Source organism: Exiguobacterium sp. s160 (assembly GCF_018617575.1).
Taxonomy (GTDB): domain Bacteria; phylum Bacillota; class Bacilli; order Exiguobacteriales; family Exiguobacteriaceae; genus Exiguobacterium; species Exiguobacterium aestuarii_A.
Window position 1 is genome coordinate 16,594 of record NZ_JACSKK010000010.1, and the last position, 22,391, is coordinate 38,984.

The following is a 22,391-nucleotide window of genomic DNA, read 5'->3' on the forward strand; positions in this document are numbered from 1 at the left end:
GAGGAAAAGATCATGGGTAAAAAACACCAAGAAGCAGCTAAGCTTGTTGACCGCACGAAGTCATACGACCTCGCTGAAGCTGTCGAGCTCGTTCAAAAAACAGCTACTGCTAAATTCGATGAAACAATCGAAGTTGCTGTCCGTCTCGGCGTAGATCCGAAGAAAGCAGACCAACAAATCCGTGGTGCCGTTGTACTTCCACACGGTACTGGTAAAACACAAAAAGTTCTCGTCTTCGCAAAAGGTGAGAAAGTGAAAGAAGCGGAAGCTGCTGGCGCAGACTACGTTGGCGACGCTGAGTACATCAACAAAATCCAACAAGGATGGTTCGACTTCGATGTAATCGTTGCGACACCTGACATGATGGGTGAAGTTGGTAAACTCGGTCGTGTTCTCGGACCTAAAGGCCTCATGCCTAACCCGAAAACAGGAACAGTTACTTTTGACGTAGAAAAAGCAATCGCGGATATCAAAGCTGGTAAAGTTGAATACCGTGTTGATAAAGCTGGTAACATCCACGTTCCAGTTGGTAAGAAATCATTTGAAGCATCTAAACTTACTGAGAACATCGAGACAATCCTCGAAACACTCATGAAAGTGAAGCCTGCTACTGCAAAAGGAACTTACCTTAAAAACATCGCGCTTTCATCTACAATGGGTCCTGGGATCCGTGTAGCGACTGCGGATTTCCTTAAGTAATCTTGTTGAAATAAATTGTTGACAACGTGTGACGCCGCTGTTAAAGTAATACACGTTCAACCGAATATGTTGGATTACCGTAGACAGAAGGTGGACATCGGTCCGTAAACCCTTCCGAGGTGTCTTTGCTCGAACTTGAGCCTGTTGTCACAGGTTTACTTTCAAACAATTACGCCCTCGTATGTCTTCATACGAGGGATTTCTTTTGGAGAGCAGCCTCTCGTCCGGTATAAGAATTGACTAGGAGGTGCAAACACATGGCAAACGAAAAAATCGTAGCTCAGAAATCGGCACTCGTCGATGAAATCGCTGAGAAAATGCAAGCGAGCGTTGGAACAGTTGTTGTTGACTACCGTGGACTTACAGTTGAAGAAGTGACTACACTCCGTAAATCACTCCGTGACGCTGGAATCGAGTTCAAAGTTTACAAGAACGGTCTTCTTCGCCGCGCAGCTACTCAGTCGAACTTCGAAGGTCTTGACGAAGTCTTCACTGGTCCTACAGCAATCGCCTTCTCTAACGAAGACGTTGTTGCTCCAGCGAAGATCTTGAACGACTTCTCGAAAGAGCACAAAGCGCTCGAACTCAAAGGCGGAATCATCGAAGGCAAAGTGACTTCACTCGAAGAAATCAAAGCCCTTGCAGAACTTCCATCACGCGATGGTCTTCTCTCGATGCTTCTCAGCGTACTTCAAGCTCCAATCCGTGGGCTCGCAGTCGCAACAAACGCAATCGCAGAACAAAAAGAAGAGCAATCAGCTTAATTTTTGTCGCGTAGCGTAACTCAAAAAACTTTTTCACAACATCAAAGGAGGAAAACCATAATGGCTTTCAACAAAGAGCAATTCATCGAAGACCTCAAATCAATGACGGTTCTCGAACTTAACGAACTCGTAAAAACAATCGAAGAAGAATTCGGCGTATCAGCAGCAGCTCCAGTAGCAGTTGCAGGTGCTGGCGCAGGCGCAGCAGCTGAAGAGAAAACTGAATTCGACGTAGTACTCACAAACGCTGGCGCTGGTAAAATCAACGTCATCAAAGCTGTTCGTGAAATCACAGGTCTCGGTCTTAAAGAAGCAAAAGCACTCGTTGACGGAACTCCAGCTCCAGTCAAAGAAGGCGTTTCTAAAGAAGACGCTGAGTCAATCAAAGCTAAGCTTGAAGAAGCTGGCGCATCTGTTGAAGTTAAGTAATTCAACTTCACAACCTATAGAAGCTCGCCATGGCGAGCTTCTTTTATTTCCTTGAAGAAAGGGTTAGGAGGTTCAACGCATGGGAGATCATTACTATACGAACGATCCACGTTCGGAAAGTGCCCCGGAGACATGGACGTACGAGTTGCGAGGGAAACAGTATCATTTCACTTCGGACCGCGGTGTGTTCTCGAAAGGATCAGTCGATTTTGGGTCGCGTCTTTTAATTGAGTCGTTTGAAGTGCCTGATGTCTCAGGACGTATTTTAGATGTAGGCTGTGGCTATGGTCCGATGGGGATCTCGCTTGCCGATGCCTCTGGGCGTGAAGCCTTGCTCATCGATGTGAATGAGCGTGCGCTGGCGCTCTCTGAGCAAAACGCCGCCCGTAATGGAGTGACGGTCGAAACACGACTTTCTCACGCGTATGACGCGGTGGGGGGAGAACGGTTTGCCGCCATTGTCACCAATCCGCCGATTCGTGCGGGGAAACAAGTCGTCCATACGATCTTGCGTGAAGCACATGCGCATTTGGTCGATGGAGGAGCAATCTATGTCGTCATTCAGAAAAAACAAGGAGCGCCTTCTGCTAAGAAGTTATTAGAAGAGGTGTTTGGTCAAGTCGAAACGATTGCGAAAGAAAAAGGTTACTTTATTTTCCGAGCAATTCGGTCTTGACAAACGGTGAAGTCTTGTTGACTCGCTATAACGTATATGCTAACATTATAAAATGCCATTGGAATGGAATTCGCTTGAAACTGCCGTGTCTGCTGCTTTTTAGAGACGGAAAACGAGCGACATTCAATGACAATGTTCGATTACTACGCCCGAAAAATTCGCTAAAGAATTGGGGGTCTGAGAGGTGAATCAGTTGACTGGTCAACTTGTTCAGTACGGTCGTCACCGTCAGAGAAGAAGCTTTGCCCGTATCAGTGAGGTATTAGAGCTTCCGAATTTGATTGAAATTCAAACTGCTTCTTATGAGTGGTTCTTGCGTGAAGGATTGAAGGAAATGTTCACGGACATTTCACCGATTTCCGACTTCACAGGAAACCTCGTATTGGAGTTCATCGATTACTCGCTCAGTGAGCCGAAGTATTCAATCGATGAATCGAAGGAGCGCGACGTTACTTATTCTGCGCCACTTCGCGTAAAAGTACGTCTCCAAAACAAAGAGACAGGTGAGCTTAAGGAACAAGAAGTATTCATGGGTGATTTCCCGCTCATGACAGAATCGGGAACGTTTATCATTAATGGTGCAGAACGCGTCATCGTTTCCCAGCTTGTTCGTTCACCGAGCGTGTACTATAACGCTAAACTCGATAAAAACGGTAAACGTGGATTTGGCGCAACCGTCATCCCGAACCGTGGTGCTTGGCTCGAACTCGAGACAGATGCCAAAGATATCGTTTATGTTCGTATCGACCGTACCCGTAAAATCCCGGTAACGGTGTTGTTGCGTGCCCTCGGATTCGGTACGGACCAAGAGATTATCGACCTTCTCGGGGATGACGAATACCTTCGTAACACCCTTGAAAAAGATAATACAGAGTCTACAGAGAAAGCGTTGATCGAGATTTATGAGCGTCTCCGCCCTGGTGAACCACCAACGGTAGAAAATGCGAAATCACTTCTCGTGTCACGTTTCTTCGACCCGAAACGTTATGACTTAGCGAACGTCGGTCGCTACAAGATGAACAAAAAGCTTCATCTTAAGAACCGTTTGTTCGGTCAAAAATTGGCGGAAACGCTCGTGGACCCAGAAACAGGCGAAGTACTCGCTGAAGCTGGAACAGTCCTCGATCGCCGCAACTTAGATCGTATCCTCCCACACTTGGAGAGCGGCCTCGGTTATGTCGATGCGGAACCAACTGGTGGTGTCGCTGAAGGTGAACCGTTCGGTCTTCAATCAATCAAAGTCATCTCACCAGATGACCCAGATGGAGAGCGTGTCTTGAACATCATCGGAAATGGCAATATCGACCGTAGTATTAAACATATTACGCCGGCTGATATTATCGCTTCAATCAACTACTTCTTCAACTTACTTCACGAAGTCGGAACAACAGATGACATCGACCACTTAGGAAACCGTCGTCTTCGTTCAGTCGGAGAACTTCTCCAAAACCAATTCCGTATCGGGCTTTCTCGTATGGAACGTGTCGTAAAAGAGCGTATGTCGATTCAAGATCAAAACGCGATCACACCGCAGGCGCTTATCAACATTCGTCCGGTTATCGCATCATTGAAAGAGTTCTTCGGTAGCTCGCAATTGTCACAGTTCATGGACCAGACGAACCCGCTCGCTGAGTTGACGCACAAACGCCGTCTCTCTGCACTTGGACCGGGTGGTTTGACACGTGAGCGTGCCGGTTTCGAAGTTCGAGACGTTCACTATTCGCACTACGGTCGGATGTGTCCAATCGAAACACCAGAGGGACCGAACATCGGACTCATCAACTCACTCTCGTCTTATGCGAAAGTGAACGAGTACGGTTTCATCGAAGCACCGTATCGTCGCGTTGACCCGGAAACAGGTCTTGTCACTGGCGATATCCAATATATGACGGCTGATGAGGAAGACCTCTACGTCGTTGCACAGGCGAACATGCCGCTCACAGAAGACGGTCACTTTGCAGACGAACAAGTTCTTTGCCGCTTCCGCGGACAAAACTTGTCAGTTGAGCCAAGCCGAGTCGATTACATGGACGTTTCGCCGAAACAGGTTGTTTCTGCCGCGACAGCATGTATCCCGTTCCTTGAGAACGATGACTCGAACCGTGCCCTCATGGGAGCGAACATGCAACGTCAAGCAGTACCGCTTCTCCAACCAGATTCACCAATCGTCGGTACTGGAATGGAGTACGTGTCTGCGAAAGACTCTGGGGCAGCAATCGTTGCGAAATACCCAGGTGTCGTTGAGCGTGTCACAGCGCGTGAAATCTTGATCCGTCGTACGTCTGACGTTAACGGTTCTGAGGTTTCAGGTGATTTAGACCGCTACAAACTTCAAAAATATGTCCGTTCTAACCAAGGGACATGCTACAACCAAAAACCAATCATCGCAGCTGGCGACCGTGTCGAAAAAGGAGAAATCCTTGCAGACGGTCCGTCGATGGATATGGGTGAGCTCGCGCTCGGCCGTAACGTCGTCGTTGCCTTCATGACTTGGGATGGTTACAACTATGAGGATGCGATCATCATGAGTGAGCGTCTCGTGAAAGATGACGTGTACACATCGATTCATATCGAAGAGTACGAGTCAGAGTCACGTGACACGAAACTCGGACCAGAGGAAATCACACGTGATATTCCAAACGTCGGAGATGACGCGCTTCGTAACTTGGACGATCGTGGAATTATCCGCATCGGAGCTGAAGTCAAGGATGGCGATATCCTCGTCGGTAAAGTAACGCCTAAAGGAGTTACGGAATTGACGGCGGAAGAGCGTCTCTTGCACGCAATCTTCGGTGAGAAGGCACGTGAAGTACGTGATACGTCACTTCGTGTACCAAACGGTGGAGACGGAATCATCTTGGATGTCAAAGTGTTCGATCGTGAAAACGGCGACGAGTTGTCTCCGGGCGTCAACCAGATGGTACGTGTCTACATCGTTCAAAAACGTAAGATTCACGAAGGGGATAAGATGGCGGGACGTCACGGTAACAAAGGTGTTATCTCGCGGATCCTCCCTGAAGAAGATATGCCATACATGCCAGACGGTACACCGGTTGACATCATGCTCAACCCGCTTGGGGTACCATCTCGTATGAACATCGGTCAGGTGCTTGAACTTCACTTAGGGATGGCGGCGAAGAAGCTCGGCATCAAAGTGGCGACACCTGTATTCGATGGAGCGCGTGAGGAAGACGTATGGGCAACGATTGAAGAGGCTGGTATGGATAAAGATGCGAAGACGCGTCTCTATGACGGTCGTACGGGTGAACCGTTCGATAACCGTGTCTCTGTCGGTGTCATGTACATGATCAAACTCGCGCACATGGTTGATGATAAACTTCACGCTCGTTCGACTGGACCATACTCACTCGTTACGCAACAACCGCTCGGTGGTAAAGCACAGTTCGGTGGTCAGCGCTTCGGGGAGATGGAAGTTTGGGCTCTTGAAGCGTACGGCGCAGCCTACACGCTCCAAGAAATCTTGACAATCAAGTCGGATGACACGGTTGGTCGTGTGAAAGCATACGAGGCCATCGTGAAAGGCGAGAGCGTTCCGAAAGCGGGCGTTCCTGAATCATTCCGCGTCTTGATCAAAGAGCTTCAAGCGCTCGGTATGGAAGTCAAGATGATGTCAGCGGATGATGAAGAAGTCGAAATGAAAGATGAAGATGACGACAACATCCCGAACGCAACATCGGCGTTAGAACAAGTCGTTCAACCGACTGTTACGGAAGAGGAATAAGGCGAAAAGGGAGGTCGGCCCCTTGGTAGATGTTAATCGATTTGAATATATGAAAATCGGCTTGGCTTCATCAGAGAAGATCCGTTCGTGGTCTTACGGTGAAGTCAAAAAGCCGGAAACGATCAACTATCGTACACTTAAACCAGAGAAGGACGGATTATTCTGTGAACGAATCTTCGGTCCTACGAAAGACTGGGAATGTTACTGCGGGAAGTACAAACGTATCCGTTATAAAGGAGTCATTTGTGACCGCTGTGGCGTTGAAGTGACGAAAGCGAAAGTGCGTCGCGAGCGAATGGGCCATATCGAGCTCGCGGCACCAGTTTCGCACATCTGGTACTTCAAAGGGATTCCAAGCCGCATGGGGCTTGTTCTCGATATGTCACCACGTGCACTTGAAGAAGTGATTTACTTCGCTTCTTACGTGGTCACAGAGCCAGGTGATACACCGCTCGAGAAGAAACAACTTCTCTCGGAAAAAGAATTCCGTCTCTATCGTGAAAAATACGGTAGTGACTTCAAAGCAGACATGGGTGCTGAAGCGATCCGTACACTCCTTCAAGACGTTAATCTTGAAAAAGAAGTGAGCGAGCTTCGTGAAGAGTTGAAAACTGTCCAAGGTCAACGTCGTACACGTGCGATCAAGCGTTTGGAAGTTCTCGATGCGTTCTTCACATCAGGGAACAATCCGGATTGGATGATCCTTGAAGTACTTCCTGTCATCCCACCAGAGCTTCGCCCAATGGTACAGCTCGACGGTGGACGCTTTGCAACATCTGACTTGAACGACTTGTATCGTCGAGTCATCAACCGTAACAACCGTCTCAAACGTTTGCTCGACCTCGGCGCGCCGAACATCATCGTGCAAAACGAGAAGCGTATGCTTCAAGAAGCGGTTGACGCCCTCATCGACAACGGTCGTCGTGGTCGTCCGGTAACAGGTCCTGGTAACCGTCCGCTCAAATCACTTTCACACATGTTGAAAGGGAAACAAGGTCGCTTCCGTCAAAACCTTCTCGGTAAACGGGTCGACTACTCAGGACGTTCGGTTATCGTCGTCGGACCGAACTTGAAGATGTATCAGTGTGGTCTTCCAAAAGAGATGGCACTTGAGCTCTTCAAACCGTTCGTGATGAAAGAGCTTGTCGGTCGCGGCATCGCTTCGAACATCAAGAACGCAAAACGCAAAATCGAGAAGATGCAACCTGAGATCTGGGGCGTCCTTGAAGAAGTCATCCGTGAGCATCCGGTTCTCTTGAACCGTGCCCCGACACTTCACCGTCTTGGTATTCAAGCATTCGAACCGATTCTTGTTGAAGGTCGTGCGATTCGCCTTCACCCACTCGTATGTACGGCTTATAACGCCGACTTCGATGGTGACCAAATGGCCGTCCACGTTCCGCTTTCTGCAGAAGCACAAGCGGAAGCACGTCTTCTCATGCTCGCTGCACAGAACATCTTGAACCCGAAAGACGGAAAACCGGTTGTTACACCATCGCAGGATATGGTCCTCGGTAACTACTACATCTCACTCGAACGTGAAGATGCCGTCGGTCAAGGGAAAGTGTTCTCGAACGTCAACGAGGCGTTGATCGCTTACCAAAACGGATATGTCCACTTGCACTCGCGTGTGGCACTTCCGGCACGTACGCTCAACAACCCGACGTTCACAGACGAGCAGAACGAGAAATTGCTCATTACGACTGTTGGTAAGATGATCTTCAACGAGATCTTGCCAAACACGTTCCCATACTTGAACGAGCCGACAATGGAAAACTTGCAGGAAGCAACTCCTGATAAGTACTTCATCGACAAAGGGGCGAACGTTGCGGAAGAAATCGCATCACGTCCAATTATCGACCCGTTCAAAAAAGGATTCCTTGGAAAAGTCATCGCGGAAGTGTTCCAGAAGTTTGAAACGACTGAAACAAGCCGCATGCTTGACCGCATGAAAGATCTTGGCTTCAAACACTCGACGAAAGCCGGTGTGACAGTTGGGATCGCCGACATCATCGTACTTCCTGATAAACAGGAAATCTTGGATGAGGCACAAAAACAAGTCGACCAAATCATGAAGTCGTTCCGTCGTGGTCTCATCACAGAAGATGAGCGTTACGAGCGCGTTGTACGTGCATGGAACGAAGCGAAGGATGAAATTCAATCTCGATTGATGAAATCCCTCAACCGCTTGAACCCGATCTTCATGATGTCTGATTCTGGTGCCCGTGGTAACGCATCTAACTTTACGCAGCTTGCGGGTATGCGTGGTTTGATGGCCGCTCCATCTGGTCGCATCATCGAACTTCCAATCAAATCGTCGTTCCGTGAAGGTCTGACGGTTCAAGAGTACTTCATCTCGACTCACGGGGCTCGTAAAGGTCTTGCCGATACAGCCTTGAAGACAGCTGACTCAGGTTACTTGACGCGTCGTCTCGTTGACGTTGCGCAAGATGTCATCATCCGTGAAGAAGACTGTGGAACAGACCGCGGAATCCGTGTTTCTGCACTCCGCGAAGGTACGGAAGAAATCGAAAACTTGTACGACCGTCTCGTCGGACGTACATCGTTTGAAACAGTCACACACCCTGAAACGGGCGAAGTGTTGGTTGATAAGAACGAATTGATCACAGAAGATATCGCACGCGTCATCGTTGATGCGGGTGTCGAGCAAGTTGAAATCCGTACAGCCTTCACATGTAACACGTCACACGGCGTATGTAAGAAGTGTTACGGACGTAACTTGGCTACTGGATCAAACGTTGAAGTCGGGGAAGCCGTCGGTATCATCGCCGCACAATCAATCGGTGAGCCAGGAACGCAGCTTACAATGCGTACCTTCCACACAGGTGGGGTTGCCGGAGACGATATCACACAAGGTCTTCCACGTATCCAAGAGGTATTCGAAGCCCGTAACCCGAAAGGTCAAGCGGTCATCTCGGAAATCTCTGGTACGGTCATCGACTTCACGGAATCGCGTGACAAGCGTGAACTCACGGTCGAAGGATTCAGTGAAACACGTTCTTACACGATTCCATTTGGAGCGCGTCTCCGTGTTCAAATCGGCGATACAGTAGAAGCCGGTGAAGTCTTCACGGAAGGTTCGATCGATCCGAAAGAATTGCTCGCCGTCCGTGGTGTATCTGGTGTTCAGAACTACCTTCTCCAAGAAGTTCAAAAAGTATACCGGATGCAGGGGGTAGAAATTGGTGATAAGCACGTTGAGGTTATGGTTCGCCAAATGCTTCGTCGTGTCAAAGTCATCGAGTCTGGTGACACACCACTTCTCCCAGGTTCACTTGTCGACATCAGCGTCTTCAAAGAAGCGTGTAAAGATGCGATTCGTGACGGAAAACACCCAGCGACTGCAAAACCAGTCCTTCTTGGGATCACGAAAGCATCGCTTGAGACAGATTCGTTCCTCTCAGCGGCTTCGTTCCAAGAAACGACGCGTGTCTTGACAGATGCGGCAATCAAAGGGAAACGCGACTATCTCCTCGGACTCAAAGAGAACGTCATCATCGGTAAACTCGTTCCAGCTGGTACTGGAATGGCTGTCTACCGCGATGTCGAACTTAAAGAAGATGAGGCGCCAGTTGCACTCGAAGATACAACCGTCGAGTAAAATACGTCTTGACAGCGCAGGTTGGCGGTGCTACTATGATTTAGTGCCGCCAATCGGTTGTTGTCGATGACAACGATGTCCAGCAGTCGGCAAGCTACTTGGACGTCCATCCGAACTTTCTACGGGAAGGTTTGGCTGCTACAATTGCCACTTTCAAGGTATAACTCACGTTTTTGCGAGGTCATGGAATGCCTACGCCTCGTAAAAGCGTTTCGTTATGACCTTAAATGAACCACCCGGGTCGGTGGGACTAGAAAATAGCAACATTCAGGAAGGGAGGATCTTCAAAGATGCCTACTATTAACCAGTTAGTCCGTAAAGGACGTAAATCGAAAGTCGTTAAATCTGACTCTCCAGCACTTAACAAAGGTTACAACAGTTTCATCAAGTCACAAACAAACGTGAGCTCACCACAAAAACGTGGTGTTTGTACACGTGTTGGTACAATGACTCCGAAGAAACCGAACTCGGCGCTTCGTAAGTATGCTCGTGTTCGTTTGACTAACCAAATCGAAGTGACTGCGTACATTCCAGGTATTGGCCACAACCTTCAAGAGCACAGCGTTGTTCTTATCCGTGGAGGACGTGTAAAAGACTTACCAGGGGTACGTTACCACATCGTTCGTGGTGCGCTTGACACTGCAGGTGTTGATGGACGTATGCAAGGCCGTTCTAAATACGGTACGAAGCGTCCGAAAGCTGCGAAGAAGTAATTCTCGCCAACTAAAATACAATTGAAATTTTGAAAGGAGGGTACTCGGATGCGTAAAAACCGTGCAGAACGTCGTGACGTTATCGCAGATCCGATCTACAACTCGAAATTGGTAACTCGCCTCATTAACCGTGTCATGTTAGACGGTAAAAAAGGTACAGCTCAAACTATCATTTACAACGCATTTGGCCTCATCGCTGAACGCTCAGGCAAAGAGCCTATGGAAGTGTTCGAAGAAGCAATGAACAACATCATGCCTGTACTTGAAGTTAAAGCACGCCGTGTAGGTGGAGCTAACTACCAAGTTCCTGTTGAAGTTCGTCCAGAGCGCCGTACAACACTTGGTCTTCGTTACCTCGTGAACTACGCTCGTCTCCGCAACGAAAAAACGATGGAGCAACGTATCGCGAATGAAATCATGGATGCAGCCAACAACACTGGTGCGTCTGTTAAGAAACGCGAAGACATGCATAAGATGGCAGAAGCAAACAAAGCGTTTGCTCACTATCGTTGGTAATTTAATCGTAAAGTCCACTCCGCCAAGCATGGCTTAACGGAGTGGCTTTCGGGTATAATCATATCGTGTGCGCGCACACGAAAATCAAACATGCGGAAGGAGAATACCCAGTATGGCAAGAGAATTCTCCCTAAAGAATACTCGTAACATCGGGATCATGGCTCACATCGATGCCGGTAAAACGACAACAACTGAACGTATTCTTTATTACACAGGTCGTATCCACAAAATTGGTGAAACGCACGAAGGTGCTTCACAAATGGACTGGATGGAGCAGGAGCAAGAGCGTGGAATCACGATCACTTCAGCTGCGACAACTGCACAGTGGAATGGCCACCGTGTAAACATCATCGATACACCTGGACACGTAGACTTCACAGTAGAAGTTGAACGTTCACTCCGTGTACTTGATGGTGCTGTTGCTGTACTTGACGCTCAGTCAGGTGTAGAACCACAAACCGAAACTGTATGGCGTCAAGCGACGACATATGGTGTACCACGTGTCGTATTCGTCAACAAGATGGATAAAATCGGCGCAGACTTCTTGTACTCTGTGAAGACGCTCCACGATCGTCTTCAAGCGAACGCTTACGCGATCCAACTCCCAATCGGAGCAGAGGACGATTTCAAAGGGATCATCGATCTCGTTGAAATGAAGACTTACATGTACAACAACGACCTCGGTACTGACATCGAAGTAACAGATGGCTTCCCAGCTGACATGGCTGACCAAGCTGAAGAACTTCGCGGTCAATTGATCGAAGGTGTTGCTGACTTCAACGAAGAGTTGATGATGAAGTACCTTGAAGGTGAAGAGATTTCAATCGATGAATTGAAAGCTGCAATCCGTCAAGCGACACTTAGCGTTGAATTCTACCCTGTACTCGTTGGTTCTGCCTTCAAGAACAAAGGTGTTCAGCTCATGCTTAACGCCGTTGTTGATTACCTCCCATCACCAGTTGATGTTGAGTCAATCAAAGGGATCAACCTTGATACAGAAGAAGAAATCACGCGTGAGCCTTCTGATGAAGCTCCATTCTCAGCACTTGCGTTCAAAGTTATGACTGACCCTTACGTCGGTAAATTGACGTTCTTCCGCGTGTACTCTGGTACAGCTGAAGCAGGATCATACGTGAAGAACTCGACTAAAGGGAAGCGTGAGCGTCTCGGTCGTATCCTTCAAATGCACGCAAACAGCCGTGAAGAGATTCCAATGGTATACGCTGGTGACATCGCCGCTGCTGTTGGTTTCAAAGATACGACTACTGGTGACACGCTTTGCACAGAGAAAGATAACATCGTTCTCGAGTCAATGACGTTCCCAGAACCAGTTATCTCGGTTGCAATCGAGCCTAAATCGAAAGCAGACCAAGATAAGATGGGTCAAGCTCTTGCGAAACTCGCAGAAGAAGATCCAACATTCCGCACTGAAACAAACCCTGAGACTGGTCAAACGATCATCTCTGGTATGGGTGAGCTTCACCTTGATATCCTCGTTGACCGTATGCGTCGCGAATTCAAAGTAGAAGCTAACGTTGGTGCACCACAAGTTGCTTACCGTGAAACAATCCGTGGCGCTGCGAAGATCGATTCGAAATTCGTTCGTCAGTCTGGTGGACGCGGTCAGTACGGTCACGTTGTCGTAGAATTCGAGCCGAACGAAGAAGGCGCTGGATTCGAGTTCGAGAACAAGATCGTCGGTGGTGTTGTACCACGTGAATACGTCCCAGCTGTTCAAAACGGGATTGAAGAAGCTCTCGAAAACGGTATCCTCGCTGGTTACCCAGTAGTTGACGTTAAAGCTCGCCTCGTATTCGGATCGTACCACGATGTCGACTCGAACGAGATGGCGTTTAAAGTTGCTGCTTCGATGGCGGTTAAACAACTTAAGGACCAAGCGAAAGCTGTCATCCTTGAGCCAATGATGCGTGTTGAAGTTGTTATCCCTGAAGAATACATGGGTGACATCATGGGTGACGTAACGTCACGCCGTGGACGCGTAGAAGGTATGGAAGCTCGCGGTAACGCACAAGTCGTTAAAGCGATGATTCCACTTTCAGAAATGTTCGGTTACGCAACATCACTTCGTTCACGTACACAAGGACGTGGAACGTACTCGATGCACTTCGATCACTACGAAGAAGTACCGAAATCAATTGCTGAAGAAATCGTCAAAAAAGCGAACGGCTAATAACGGTTGTATCGCTAGATTGATTGTTGTAAGCTAAGGAGGACGTATGTTAAAAGTAACCTACGTCTTCCTAGTTAAATAAAAACTAATCGTTTAATAGAGGAGGAATCTAGAATGGGTAAAGAAAAATTCGACCGTTCTAAACCGCACGTTAACGTTGGTACAATCGGCCACGTCGACCACGGTAAAACAACTTTGACTGCAGCAATCTCTGCTGTACTTTCACGTGCACAAGGTAAAACAGCTACTAAGTTTGACCAAATCGATGGTGCTCCAGAAGAGCGCGAGCGCGGTATCACAATCGCAACAGCTCACATCGAGTACGAAACTGACAAGCGTCACTACGCACACGTTGACTGCCCAGGACACGCTGACTATGTTAAAAACATGATCACTGGTGCTGCTCAAATGGACGGCGCGATCCTCGTTGTATCTGCAACAGATGGCCCAATGCCACAAACACGTGAGCACATTCTTCTTTCACGTCAAGTAGGTGTTCCTTACATCGTAGTCTTCATGAACAAAGTTGACATGGTAGACGACGAAGAGCTCCTCGAACTCGTTGAAATGGAAATCCGTGAACTTCTTTCTGAATACGACTTCCCAGGCGACGACCTCCCTGTAATCAAAGGTTCTGCACTTGGCGCACTTAACGGTGAAGCTCAGTGGGAAGAAAAAGTTATGGAACTCATGAACGCTGTTGATGAGTACATCCCAGAACCAGTTCGTGACACAGACAAAGACTTCATGATGCCTGTTGAGGACGTATTCTCAATCACTGGTCGTGGTACTGTAGCGACTGGTCGTGTTGAGCGTGGTGTTCTCCGCGTCAACGACGAGATCGAAATCGTTGGTCTTACAGAAGAAACTAAGAAAACTGTATGTACTGGTGTAGAGATGTTCCGTAAGCTTCTTGACTATGCTGAAGCTGGCGACAACATCGGTGCACTTCTCCGTGGTGTATCACGTGACGACATCGAGCGTGGACAAGTACTTGCTAAGCCAGGTTCAATCACACCACACTCAAAATTCAAAGCATCAATCTACGTTCTTTCTAAAGAAGAGGGTGGCCGTCACACGCCATTCTTCGCGAACTACCGCCCGCAGTTCTACTTCCGTACAACTGACGTAACAGGTATCGTTCACCTTCCAGAAGGTACTGAAATGGTAATGCCAGGAGACAACATCGAGTTGACGATCGAATTGATTTCTACAATCGCGATCGAAGACGGTACACGTTTCTCTATCCGTGAGGGTGGCCGTACTGTAGGTGCTGGTTCAGTAACAGAAATCATCGAGTAATCGATTGATTCAACTGAACAACTTCAAGCAGTCCGCAATATGCGGGCTGCTTTTTTGTGTTTCTGGATGAGCGTGGTAAGATGAAGCATACGAGAAAGGAGTGACGTCATGTTGAAACAATTAGAGACGGTTTGTCGCTTGAATGGAATCGCATATCGTATCGGTGGTTCGCAACTGTTAAAGCATCATGGCATTGTCGACGAAACGAATGACATTGATGTTTTCGTAGAGCCCGATCAGTTTGAACGGTTAGACCAGATCTTGAGTCGTGCCGGAGAGAAACAATCATCTGAACCACATGAGGCATACTTGACGACGTACTTTGGGGAGTATGTTTTCGAGGGGACCGACGTAGATGTCATGTCCAGTTTTCGCATGAAGTGTACTGACGGCATCTATACACATCCTTATATAGAAGCAGAAGGGAACTGGATGCACCTCGAAGAATGGATTGTCCTTTATACAGTCATCGGTCGAGAGGATAAACTGACGCGTCTGGCTCGCTATTTTGAGACACACGATATAAATGAAGGAATTGTTCATGCGTGTTTAAGAAGAGCCCCACAATCGGTCGTAGAAGGGGTAACGGAGCGATTTGGAGAGATGATGAAACGCTAGGTCGAGTTGACATGGGACTTCGTTTGAAAAATAGTTCAATAAAAGAATGAATTTTCTCTTGCAAAAGCTCGCGAATCTTGTTACATTAGGGAACGTTGAGCAACTCATCAGACAACCAGCAACTTCAAAAATCTAATCTTGCATTCCATGACCAGATTAGATATAATGATTAAGTGTTTGTGCGAGTGGTGAGAGACTTTACAGCAGAAAATGGGTCCAATCGTTGATTTGCAATGATCGGATGCCTCTGCTGACACAAGCACGCTGCGTTGAAGCGGGAGGTTATGACACGCCAGGCAGCATTGCCATGGCCGGTGTGGAAATTTCCGCGGAGAATTGTCTATTTTTAAAATAGGCGACAAAGGAGGGAAACAAACATGGCAAATGAAAAAATTCGTATTCGTTTAAAAGCATATGACCATCGCGTTCTCGATCAATCAGCTGAGAAGATCGTTGACACTGCGAAGCGTTCAGGTGCAAAGGTATCGGGTCCAATCCCGCTCCCAACTGAAAAATCGGTTTACACGATCCTTCGTGCGGTTCACAAGTACAAAGATGCTCGTGAGCAGTTCGAAATGCGTACACACAAACGCTTGATCGACATCGTAAACCCAACACCGAAAACAGTCGATTCGCTTATGCGTCTCGAGTTACCATCAGGTGTAGACATCGAAATCAAACTTTAATTCTTCATATAGTAGATACTAGCCAGAAGAGACAATTAATTATTTAACAGGAGGTGTATCTCATGGCTAAAGGAATCTTAGGAACAAAACTTGGTATGACTCAAATCTTCAACGAAGCAGGCGAAGTTGTACCGGTAACAGTAGTTGCTGTAGAAGGTAACGTCGTTCTTCAACTTAAAACAGTTGATACAGACGGTTACGAAGCAGTTCAACTTGGTTTCGGAGACATCAAAGAATCACGTCAAAACAAACCATCAAAAGGTCACGCTGCGAAAGCAAACGCGACACCTAAGCGCTTCATCAAAGAAGTTCGTACTTCAGTAGAAGGATACGAAATCGGTCAAGAGATTAAGGCAGACATTTTCGCTGCAGGTGAATTAGTAGACGTTACAGGTACATCGAAAGGTAAAGGATTCCAAGGTGCGATCAAGCGTCACGGACAATCACGTGGACCAATGGCTCACGGTTCGCGCTACCACCGTCGTCCTGGTTCGATGGGTCCTGTCGCTCCTAACCGCGTATTCAAAGGGAAACTTCTTCCTGGTCAAATGGGTGGAGAGCGTAAAACAATTCAAAACCTTGAAATCGTTAAAGTTGATGTGGAACGCGGCCTTCTCCTCGTGAAAGGTGCTATCCCAGGCGCTCGTAAATCGAACGTCATCATCAAATCAGCGGTCAAAGGTAACTAATTAACTGCACGGAAAGGAGGAATTACGAATGCCTAAAGTAGCTTTGCTTAACCAAACAGGTTCACAAGTTGGCGAAATCGAATTGGCAGAAGCCATCTTCGGAATCGAGCCAAACGAATCAGTACTTTACGACGCAATCGTCATGCAACAAGCATCACGCCGTCAAGGTACTCACGATACGAAAGGTCGCTCGGAAGTACGCGGTGGCGGCCGTAAACCATGGAAACAAAAGGGAACTGGTCGTGCGCGCCAAGGTTCTATCCGCTCACCACAATGGGTTGGTGGTGGTACAGTCTTCGGTCCAACACCACGTTCATACTCTTACAAACTTCCTAAGAAGGTTCGTCGTTTAGCACTTCTCTCGGCTCTTTCGTCGAAAGTACAAAACAACGAAATCATCGTCCTCGAAGGCCTTGCTTTCGATGCACCAAAAACAAAAGATATGGCTGCTGTACTCAACAGCTTATCAGTAGAACGTAAGGCTCTTGTAGTCACAGCGGACTACAATGAGACTATCGCTCTCGCAGCTCGTAACATCCCAGGAGTGACTGTGATCGACGCAGCAGGCGTAAACGTTCTTGACCTCGTTGCTAACGACAAAGTCATCTTCACTAAAGATGCGGTTGCGAAGGTAGAGGAGGTGCTTGCATAATGGCTCAAGCATACGATATCATCAAACGTCCGATTATCACTGAGCGTTCAGTTAGCCTCATGGAAGCTAACAAATACGTTTTCGAAATCGACGTAAAAGCGACTAAATCGCAAGTGAAACACGCTATCGAAACAATCTTCAATGTGAAAGTTGCTTCGGTAAACACAATGAACTACAAACCGAAAGCGAAACGTGTCGGTCGTCACGCTGGTTACACAGCTCGCCGTAAAAAAGCGATCGTAACTCTTGCAGAAGGCAACACAATCGACTTCCTCGGTTAATTAACTACCTTAGAAGAAAAGGAGGGAATCCTCGATGGCAATCAAAAAGTTTAAGCCGACCACTAACGGTCGTCGTAACATGACATCTCTCGACTTTGCAGAGATCACAACGAATCGCCCTGAAAAATCGTTAACTGAAAAGCTTTCGAAAAAAGGCGGACGTAACAACCAAGGTCGCTTGACTGTTCGTCACCAAGGTGGCGGTCACAAGCGTAAATACCGTATCATCGATTTCAAACGTAACAAAGATGGCGTTGCAGGACGCGTAGCAACGATCGAATACGATCCAAACCGTTCAGCAAACATCGCACTCATCAACTATGTAGATGGTGAGAAACGTTACATCCTCGCTCCTAAGGGCATCAAAGTAGGCATGGAAATCATGTCTGGTCCTGAAGCGGATATCAAAGTGGGGAACGCTCTTCCACTCGTAAACATCCCTGTCGGTACAACAATCCACAACATCGAGCTTAAGCCTGGTAAAGGCGGTCAGCTTGTTCGTGCGGCTGGTGCATCGGCACAAATCCAAGGACGTGACGGCAAGTACGTCATCGTTCGTCTTCAATCAGGTGAATCACGCTTGTTCCTCGGCACTTGCCGCGCGACAATCGGTTCAGTTGGTAACGAAGAACACGAACTCGTAAACATCGGTAAAGCAGGACGTTCACGTTGGTTAGGCAAACGCCCAACAGTACGTGGTTCTGTCATGAACCCGGTTGATCACCCACACGGTGGTGGTGAAGGTCGTGCGCCAATCGGTCGTTCGGGCCCACTTACTCCTTGGGGTAAACCAGCTCTTGGTCTTAAGACTCGTAAGAAAAACAAATCGAGCGACATGTACATCCTTCGTCGCCGTAAGAAATAATTACTACATGATTCTCGGGCGGTTCGAAAGGGCCGTTCCCGAATCATTCCAAAGGGAGGTTCTAACATGGGTCGCAGCTTAAAAAAAGGTCCATTCGCAGATCACCACTTGCTCGCTAAAGTTGACAAACTCAACGAATCTGGTGAGAAGCAAGTCATCAAAACTTGGTCACGTCGCTCGACGATCTTCCCAGAATTCATGGGTCACACGTTCGGTGTGCACGATGGTCGTAAACACGTACCAGTATTCGTGACAGAAGACATGGTTGGTCACAAACTTGGTGAATTCGCTCCAACACGCACGTACAAAGGTCACGGATCAGACAAGAAAACGAAACGGTAATTTGAGGGGAGGTCAAATCCATGCAAGCTAAAGCATCAGCTAATATGGTCCGTCTTGCTCCTCGCAAAGCACGTCTCGTTGTAGACTTAATTCGCGGGAAACAAGTCGGCGAAGCGCTCTCTGTCCTTGCTCACACGAACAAGGCAGCATCGCCAGTCGTTGAAAAAGTATTAAAATCAGCGATTGCTAACGCAGAGCACAACTACGATATGAACATTGAGAACCTCGTTGTAACAGAAGCTTACGTAAACGAAGGTCCAACACTCAAACGCTTCCGCCCACGTGCGATGGGTCGCGCAAGCCGTATTAACAAACGCACAAGCCACATCCACATCGTGGTAACTGAGAAATAAGGAGGGATATGTAGTGGGTCAAAAGGTAAATCCGCACGGTCTTCGCGTTGGTGTTATCAAAGACTGGGATTCGCGTTGGTACGCTGAGAAAGACTACGCTGATCTCCTTCATGAAGACTTCGTTATTCGTGAATACATCGAAAACAAAATGAAGGATGCTAGTGTTTCTAAAGTTGAAATCGAACGCGCTGCAAACCGCGTGAACATTTCGCTTCACACTGCGAAGCCAGGTATGGTAATCGGTAAAGGTGGTTCTGAAATCGAATCACTCCGTAAACACATTACAAAAATCGCTGACGGAAAACGCGTTCACATCAACGTTGTTGAAGTGAAAAACGCTGACGCTGTTGCGAAGCTTGTAGCAGAAAACATTGCTCGTCAATTGGAAGGTCGCGTATCATTCCGTCGTGCAATGAAACAATCAATTCAACGTTCGATGCGTACTGGCATCAAAGGGATCAAAACAGAAGTTTCTGGTCGTCTTGGTGGCGCTGATATCGCTCGTTCAGAGAAATACTCGGAAGGAACAGTTCCACTTCACACACTCCGTGCCGACATCGACTACGGAACAGCTGAAGCTGACACAACTTACGGTAAAATCGGCGTAAAAGTTTGGTTATACCACGGTGAAGTTCTTCCAACAAAAAACAACACAGCGAAAAACGCTGAATAATAAACACTCTTTCAGGAAGGAGGCAACACACTATGTTGTTACCTAAACGCGTGAAATATCGTCGTGTACACCGTGGTAAAATGCGCGGGAATGCTAAACGCGGCACAACTGTACACTTCGGTGAGTTCGGTCTCCAAGCTCTCGAAGCGAGCTGGATTACAAACCGTCAAATCGAATCAGCACGTATTGCAATGACACGTTATATGAAACGTGGTGGTAAAGTGTGGATCAAGATCTTCCCACACAAGCCGTACACTAAAAAGCCTCTCGAAGTCCGAATGGGTTCGGGTAAAGGTGCTCCAGAAGGCTGGGTAGCTGTAGTTAAGCCTGGCAAAGTAATGTTCGAAATCGCAGGTGTATCTGAGGAAGTGGCACGTGAGGCACTTCGTCTTGCATCGCACAAACTTCCAGTAAAATGTAAGTTCGTGAAACGTGAAGAAAATGGTGGTGATACGAATGAAAGCAACTGATCTCCGTCAATCAACAACTGAAGAGCTCAACGGTAAAGTGGGCGAGTGGAAAGAAGAACTCTTTAACCTTCGCTTCCAACTTGCTACAGGTCAGCTTGAGAATCCTGCTCGTATCCGTGAAGTACGCAAGTCGATTGCGCGTGCTAAAACGATTCTTCGTGAACGCGAACTCGGCATCAACAACGGCTAATTACATCGGATTCTTGAGAGGAGGTAACACTCATGGAACGCAACAACCGTAAAGTGTTCACTGGTCGCGTCGTGTCTGACAAAATGGACAAAACGATCGTCGTCGCAGTAGAAACAAAGGTTCGTCATAAACTTTATGGCAAACGTGTAAACTACACGAAGAAATATAAAGCACACGATGAGAACAACGTCGCTAAAGTGGGCGATATCGTTCGCATCGCGGAAACACGTCCTCTTTCTAAAGACAAACGTTTCCGTCTTGTAACAGTAGTAGAAGAATCAGTAATCATCTAATAACAGTTCGGATTTATTAAACATCCGGAGGGAGGTACACTCGCATGATTCAACAAGAATCTCGCTTGAAAGTAGCAGACAACTCTGGCGCGCGTGAACTGTTGACAATTAAGGTTCTCGGTGGTTCTGGTCGTAAGACTGCAAACATCGGTGACGTTATCGTCGCTACGGTAAAACAAGCAACACCAGGTGGCGTTGTTAAAAAAGGTGACGTTGTCAGAGCAGTTGTCGTTCGTACAAAACGCGGCGCTCGTCGTAAAGATGGTTCGTACATCCGTTTCGATGAGAACGCAGCAGTCATTATCAAAGATGACAAGAGCCCACGCGGCACACGGATCTTCGGGCCAGTTGCACGTGAACTTCGTGAAAAAGAATTCATGAAGATCGTTTCGTTGGCACCGGAAGTACTTTAATTTCCAATTTCAATCCTATAAGGAGGTGCGCAAACGATGCATGTTAAAAAAGGCGATACAGTCCAGGTAATGTCTGGTAAAGATAAAGGCAAGCAAGGGGTTATCCTCAAAGCTATGCCAAGCAAAAACCGCGTAGTGGTTGAAGGCGTAAACGTGATGAAAAAACACTCAAAACCTTCACAAGCGAATCCACAAGGCGGGATCCTTGAGATCGAAGCACCAATTCACGTCTCGAACGTAATGCCACTCGACCCTAAAACTGGCAAACCAACTCGTGTTGGTTTCAAAGTAGTCGATGGTAAAAAAGTTCGTGTCGCGAAATCGGGCGAATCACTCGATAAATAAGAAGAACGTGACGAAAGGAGGTCCATTCGACTATGAACCGTTTGCAAGAGAAGTATAAAAGCGACATCGTGAAAGCGATGATGGATAAATTCAACTATGACTCGGTCATGCAAGTACCGAAAATCGAAAAGATCGTCATCAACATGGGTGTAGGTGATGCTGTTTCGAACTCGAAAGCACTTGACATGGCAGTTGAAGAATTAACAATTCTTTCAGGTCAAAAACCACTCGTAACGAAAGCGAAGAAATCAATCGCTGGTTTCAAGCTTCGTGAAGGTATGCCAATCGGTGCGAAGGTTACACTTCGTGGCGAGCGTATGTACGATTTCCTCGACAAATTGGTAACTGTTTCACTTCCACGTGTACGTGACTTCCGCGGTGTATCGAAGAAAGCATTCGACGGACGCGGTAACTACACGCTTGGCGTGAAAGAGCAACTTATTTTCCCTGAGATCGATTACGATAAAGTATCTAAAGTACGCGGTATGGACATCGTTGTTGTTACAACAGCAAACACAGACGAAGAAGCACGTGAATTGCTCACACTTCTCGGTATGCCATTCCAAAAATAATCTAGAGGGAGGTCGACAACATGGCTAAAAAGTCAATGGTGAATCGCGAACTTAAACGCGAGAAACTCGTTGCCCAGTACGCTGAAAAGCGTGCGAAGTTGAAAGCTGAAGGCGATTATATCGGACTCAGCAAATTGCCACGTAACTCGTCACCTGTACGCTTGCACAACCGTTGCAGCATCACAGGTCGTCCGCATGGTTACATGGGTAAATTCGGGATCAGCCGTATCAAGTTCCGTGATCTTGCATACAAAGGTCAAATCCCTGGTGTTAAAAAAGCAAGCTGGTAATCCAC

Annotated in this window: 26 protein-coding genes and 1 other annotated feature; all 26 genes read left to right on the top strand. The window is 47.5% G+C overall.

The genetic code is table 11. The annotated features are described in order from the left end of the window. The first annotated feature begins 12 nt into the window (after positions 1-12). The 26 genes from rplA to rpsN all read left to right on the top strand — a co-directional run bounded on the left by rplA (position 13) and on the right by rpsN (position 22,386). On the top strand, positions 13-699 hold the full coding sequence (rplA, locus tag KNO86_RS13570; RefSeq protein ID WP_074032415.1) for a 50S ribosomal protein L1: 687 nt from the start codon (positions 13-15) through the stop codon (positions 697-699). Positions 700-758: 59 nt separating this feature from the next. Beyond that, positions 759-912: a sequence feature (ribosomal protein L10 leader region), on the top strand. A 44-nt stretch (positions 913-956) separates the two neighbouring features. Then, positions 957-1,463 (top strand): 50S ribosomal protein L10, encoded by a 507-nt coding sequence (gene rplJ, locus KNO86_RS13575; protein WP_214697119.1) that lies wholly within the window; start codon positions 957-959, stop codon positions 1,461-1,463. Positions 1,464-1,523: 60 nt separating this feature from the next. Continuing rightward, positions 1,524-1,892: a 50S ribosomal protein L7/L12 gene (gene rplL, locus KNO86_RS13580; RefSeq protein WP_074032420.1), complete on the top strand. Its 369-nt coding sequence runs from the start codon at positions 1,524-1,526 to the stop codon at positions 1,890-1,892. 79 nt (positions 1,893-1,971) lie between these two features. After that, positions 1,972-2,568: a class I SAM-dependent methyltransferase gene (locus tag KNO86_RS13585; protein ID WP_074032423.1), complete on the top strand. Its 597-nt coding sequence runs from the start codon at positions 1,972-1,974 to the stop codon at positions 2,566-2,568. 193 nt (positions 2,569-2,761) lie between these two features. Beyond that, entirely contained in the window at positions 2,762-6,310 is a 3,549-nt protein-coding gene (rpoB, locus tag KNO86_RS13590) for a DNA-directed RNA polymerase subunit beta (RefSeq protein ID WP_214697140.1), read from the top strand. A 22-nt stretch (positions 6,311-6,332) separates the two neighbouring features. Beyond that, positions 6,333-9,932 (top strand): DNA-directed RNA polymerase subunit beta', encoded by a 3,600-nt coding sequence (rpoC, locus tag KNO86_RS13595; RefSeq protein ID WP_214697121.1) that lies wholly within the window; start codon positions 6,333-6,335, stop codon positions 9,930-9,932. A gap of 290 nt (positions 9,933-10,222) precedes the next feature. Further along, positions 10,223-10,645 (top strand): 30S ribosomal protein S12, encoded by a 423-nt coding sequence (rpsL, locus tag KNO86_RS13600; protein WP_012727683.1) that lies wholly within the window; start codon positions 10,223-10,225, stop codon positions 10,643-10,645. Positions 10,646-10,693: 48 nt separating this feature from the next. Next, on the top strand, positions 10,694-11,161 hold the full coding sequence (rpsG, locus tag KNO86_RS13605) for a 30S ribosomal protein S7 (RefSeq protein ID WP_021066600.1): 468 nt from the start codon (positions 10,694-10,696) through the stop codon (positions 11,159-11,161). A 112-nt stretch (positions 11,162-11,273) separates the two neighbouring features. Then, positions 11,274-13,352 (top strand): elongation factor G, encoded by a 2,079-nt coding sequence (fusA, locus tag KNO86_RS13610; RefSeq protein WP_214697122.1) that lies wholly within the window; start codon positions 11,274-11,276, stop codon positions 13,350-13,352. A 114-nt stretch (positions 13,353-13,466) separates the two neighbouring features. Next, a complete protein-coding gene (gene tuf, locus KNO86_RS13615; RefSeq protein ID WP_214697124.1) occupies positions 13,467-14,654 on the top strand; it encodes an elongation factor Tu in 1,188 nt (395 codons plus the stop codon). 108 nt (positions 14,655-14,762) lie between these two features. Next, on the top strand, positions 14,763-15,272 hold the full coding sequence (locus KNO86_RS13620; protein ID WP_214697126.1) for a hypothetical protein: 510 nt from the start codon (positions 14,763-14,765) through the stop codon (positions 15,270-15,272). Between the two features lie 377 nt (positions 15,273-15,649). Continuing rightward, the gene (rpsJ, locus tag KNO86_RS13625) at positions 15,650-15,958 is read left to right on the top strand and encodes a 30S ribosomal protein S10 (protein ID WP_074032438.1); all 309 of its coding nucleotides are present in this window, start codon (positions 15,650-15,652) and stop codon (positions 15,956-15,958) included. Between the two features lie 62 nt (positions 15,959-16,020). Continuing rightward, the gene (gene rplC / locus KNO86_RS13630) at positions 16,021-16,647 is read left to right on the top strand and encodes a 50S ribosomal protein L3 (RefSeq protein ID WP_074032441.1); all 627 of its coding nucleotides are present in this window, start codon (positions 16,021-16,023) and stop codon (positions 16,645-16,647) included. Positions 16,648-16,675: 28 nt separating this feature from the next. Next, complete coding sequence (gene rplD, locus KNO86_RS13635; protein ID WP_012727676.1) at positions 16,676-17,299, top strand: 50S ribosomal protein L4; 624 nt, start codon at positions 16,676-16,678, stop codon at positions 17,297-17,299. After that, a complete protein-coding gene (gene rplW / locus KNO86_RS13640) occupies positions 17,299-17,580 on the top strand; it encodes a 50S ribosomal protein L23 (RefSeq protein ID WP_026824834.1) in 282 nt (93 codons plus the stop codon). Before rplD ends, rplW begins: the two co-directional genes overlap by 1 nt. Positions 17,581-17,614: 34 nt before the next feature. Next, positions 17,615-18,445 carry a 50S ribosomal protein L2 gene (gene rplB / locus KNO86_RS13645; protein WP_012727674.1) on the top strand — a complete coding sequence of 277 codons (831 nt, stop codon included), beginning with the start codon at positions 17,615-17,617 and terminating at the stop codon, positions 18,443-18,445. Positions 18,446-18,511: 66 nt separating this feature from the next. Then, entirely contained in the window at positions 18,512-18,787 is a 276-nt protein-coding gene (gene rpsS / locus KNO86_RS13650) for a 30S ribosomal protein S19 (RefSeq protein ID WP_012727673.1), read from the top strand. 20 nt (positions 18,788-18,807) lie between these two features. Continuing rightward, positions 18,808-19,140 carry a 50S ribosomal protein L22 gene (gene rplV, locus KNO86_RS13655; RefSeq protein ID WP_012727672.1) on the top strand — a complete coding sequence of 111 codons (333 nt, stop codon included), beginning with the start codon at positions 18,808-18,810 and terminating at the stop codon, positions 19,138-19,140. A 13-nt stretch (positions 19,141-19,153) separates the two neighbouring features. Next, entirely contained in the window at positions 19,154-19,813 is a 660-nt protein-coding gene (gene rpsC, locus KNO86_RS13660) for a 30S ribosomal protein S3 (RefSeq protein WP_012727671.1), read from the top strand. A 32-nt stretch (positions 19,814-19,845) separates the two neighbouring features. Then, complete coding sequence (gene rplP / locus KNO86_RS13665; RefSeq protein WP_012727670.1) at positions 19,846-20,283, top strand: 50S ribosomal protein L16; 438 nt, start codon at positions 19,846-19,848, stop codon at positions 20,281-20,283. Further along, positions 20,270-20,473 carry a 50S ribosomal protein L29 gene (rpmC, locus tag KNO86_RS13670; RefSeq protein ID WP_012727669.1) on the top strand — a complete coding sequence of 68 codons (204 nt, stop codon included), beginning with the start codon at positions 20,270-20,272 and terminating at the stop codon, positions 20,471-20,473. The genes rplP and rpmC overlap by 14 nt, the downstream gene beginning before the upstream one ends. Positions 20,474-20,505: 32 nt before the next feature. Further along, on the top strand, positions 20,506-20,766 hold the full coding sequence (gene rpsQ, locus KNO86_RS13675; protein WP_012727668.1) for a 30S ribosomal protein S17: 261 nt from the start codon (positions 20,506-20,508) through the stop codon (positions 20,764-20,766). A gap of 44 nt (positions 20,767-20,810) precedes the next feature. Continuing rightward, positions 20,811-21,179: a 50S ribosomal protein L14 gene (rplN, locus tag KNO86_RS13680; protein WP_026824839.1), complete on the top strand. Its 369-nt coding sequence runs from the start codon at positions 20,811-20,813 to the stop codon at positions 21,177-21,179. A gap of 36 nt (positions 21,180-21,215) precedes the next feature. Further along, entirely contained in the window at positions 21,216-21,524 is a 309-nt protein-coding gene (rplX, locus tag KNO86_RS13685; protein ID WP_074032448.1) for a 50S ribosomal protein L24, read from the top strand. Positions 21,525-21,556: 32 nt separating this feature from the next. Beyond that, positions 21,557-22,096, top strand: a complete 540-nt coding sequence (gene rplE / locus KNO86_RS13690) for a 50S ribosomal protein L5 (RefSeq protein ID WP_012727665.1) — start codon at positions 21,557-21,559, stop codon at positions 22,094-22,096. Positions 22,097-22,116: 20 nt separating this feature from the next. After that, entirely contained in the window at positions 22,117-22,386 is a 270-nt protein-coding gene (gene rpsN / locus KNO86_RS13695) for a 30S ribosomal protein S14 (protein ID WP_012727664.1), read from the top strand. The last annotated feature ends 5 nt before the right edge of the window (positions 22,387-22,391 follow it).

Excerpts from the sequence above, each read along its gene's own strand:
- rplA (WP_074032415.1), top strand. The coding sequence starts at position 13 with ATGGGTAAAAAACACCAAGAAGCAGCTAAGCTTGTTGACCGCACGAAG.
- rplJ (WP_214697119.1), top strand. The coding sequence starts at position 957 with ATGGCAAACGAAAAAATCGTAGCTCAGAAATCGGCACTCGTCGATGAA.
- rplL (WP_074032420.1), top strand. The coding sequence starts at position 1,524 with ATGGCTTTCAACAAAGAGCAATTCATCGAAGACCTCAAATCAATGACG.
- KNO86_RS13585 (WP_074032423.1), top strand. The coding sequence starts at position 1,972 with ATGGGAGATCATTACTATACGAACGATCCACGTTCGGAAAGTGCCCCG.
- rpsL (WP_012727683.1), top strand. The coding sequence starts at position 10,223 with ATGCCTACTATTAACCAGTTAGTCCGTAAAGGACGTAAATCGAAAGTC.
- rpsG (WP_021066600.1), top strand. The coding sequence starts at position 10,694 with ATGCGTAAAAACCGTGCAGAACGTCGTGACGTTATCGCAGATCCGATC.
- fusA (WP_214697122.1), top strand. The coding sequence starts at position 11,274 with ATGGCAAGAGAATTCTCCCTAAAGAATACTCGTAACATCGGGATCATG.
- tuf (WP_214697124.1), top strand. The coding sequence starts at position 13,467 with ATGGGTAAAGAAAAATTCGACCGTTCTAAACCGCACGTTAACGTTGGT.
- KNO86_RS13620 (WP_214697126.1), top strand. The coding sequence starts at position 14,763 with ATGTTGAAACAATTAGAGACGGTTTGTCGCTTGAATGGAATCGCATAT.
- rpsJ (WP_074032438.1), top strand. The coding sequence starts at position 15,650 with ATGGCAAATGAAAAAATTCGTATTCGTTTAAAAGCATATGACCATCGC.
- rplC (WP_074032441.1), top strand. The coding sequence starts at position 16,021 with ATGGCTAAAGGAATCTTAGGAACAAAACTTGGTATGACTCAAATCTTC.
- rplD (WP_012727676.1), top strand. The coding sequence starts at position 16,676 with ATGCCTAAAGTAGCTTTGCTTAACCAAACAGGTTCACAAGTTGGCGAA.
- rplW (WP_026824834.1), top strand. The coding sequence starts at position 17,299 with ATGGCTCAAGCATACGATATCATCAAACGTCCGATTATCACTGAGCGT.
- rplB (WP_012727674.1), top strand. The coding sequence starts at position 17,615 with ATGGCAATCAAAAAGTTTAAGCCGACCACTAACGGTCGTCGTAACATG.
- rpsS (WP_012727673.1), top strand. The coding sequence starts at position 18,512 with ATGGGTCGCAGCTTAAAAAAAGGTCCATTCGCAGATCACCACTTGCTC.
- rplV (WP_012727672.1), top strand. The coding sequence starts at position 18,808 with ATGCAAGCTAAAGCATCAGCTAATATGGTCCGTCTTGCTCCTCGCAAA.
- rplP (WP_012727670.1), top strand. The coding sequence starts at position 19,846 with ATGTTGTTACCTAAACGCGTGAAATATCGTCGTGTACACCGTGGTAAA.
- rpmC (WP_012727669.1), top strand. The coding sequence starts at position 20,270 with ATGAAAGCAACTGATCTCCGTCAATCAACAACTGAAGAGCTCAACGGT.
- rpsQ (WP_012727668.1), top strand. The coding sequence starts at position 20,506 with ATGGAACGCAACAACCGTAAAGTGTTCACTGGTCGCGTCGTGTCTGAC.
- rplN (WP_026824839.1), top strand. The coding sequence starts at position 20,811 with ATGATTCAACAAGAATCTCGCTTGAAAGTAGCAGACAACTCTGGCGCG.
- rplX (WP_074032448.1), top strand. The coding sequence starts at position 21,216 with ATGCATGTTAAAAAAGGCGATACAGTCCAGGTAATGTCTGGTAAAGAT.
- rplE (WP_012727665.1), top strand. The coding sequence starts at position 21,557 with ATGAACCGTTTGCAAGAGAAGTATAAAAGCGACATCGTGAAAGCGATG.
- rpsN (WP_012727664.1), top strand. The coding sequence starts at position 22,117 with ATGGCTAAAAAGTCAATGGTGAATCGCGAACTTAAACGCGAGAAACTC.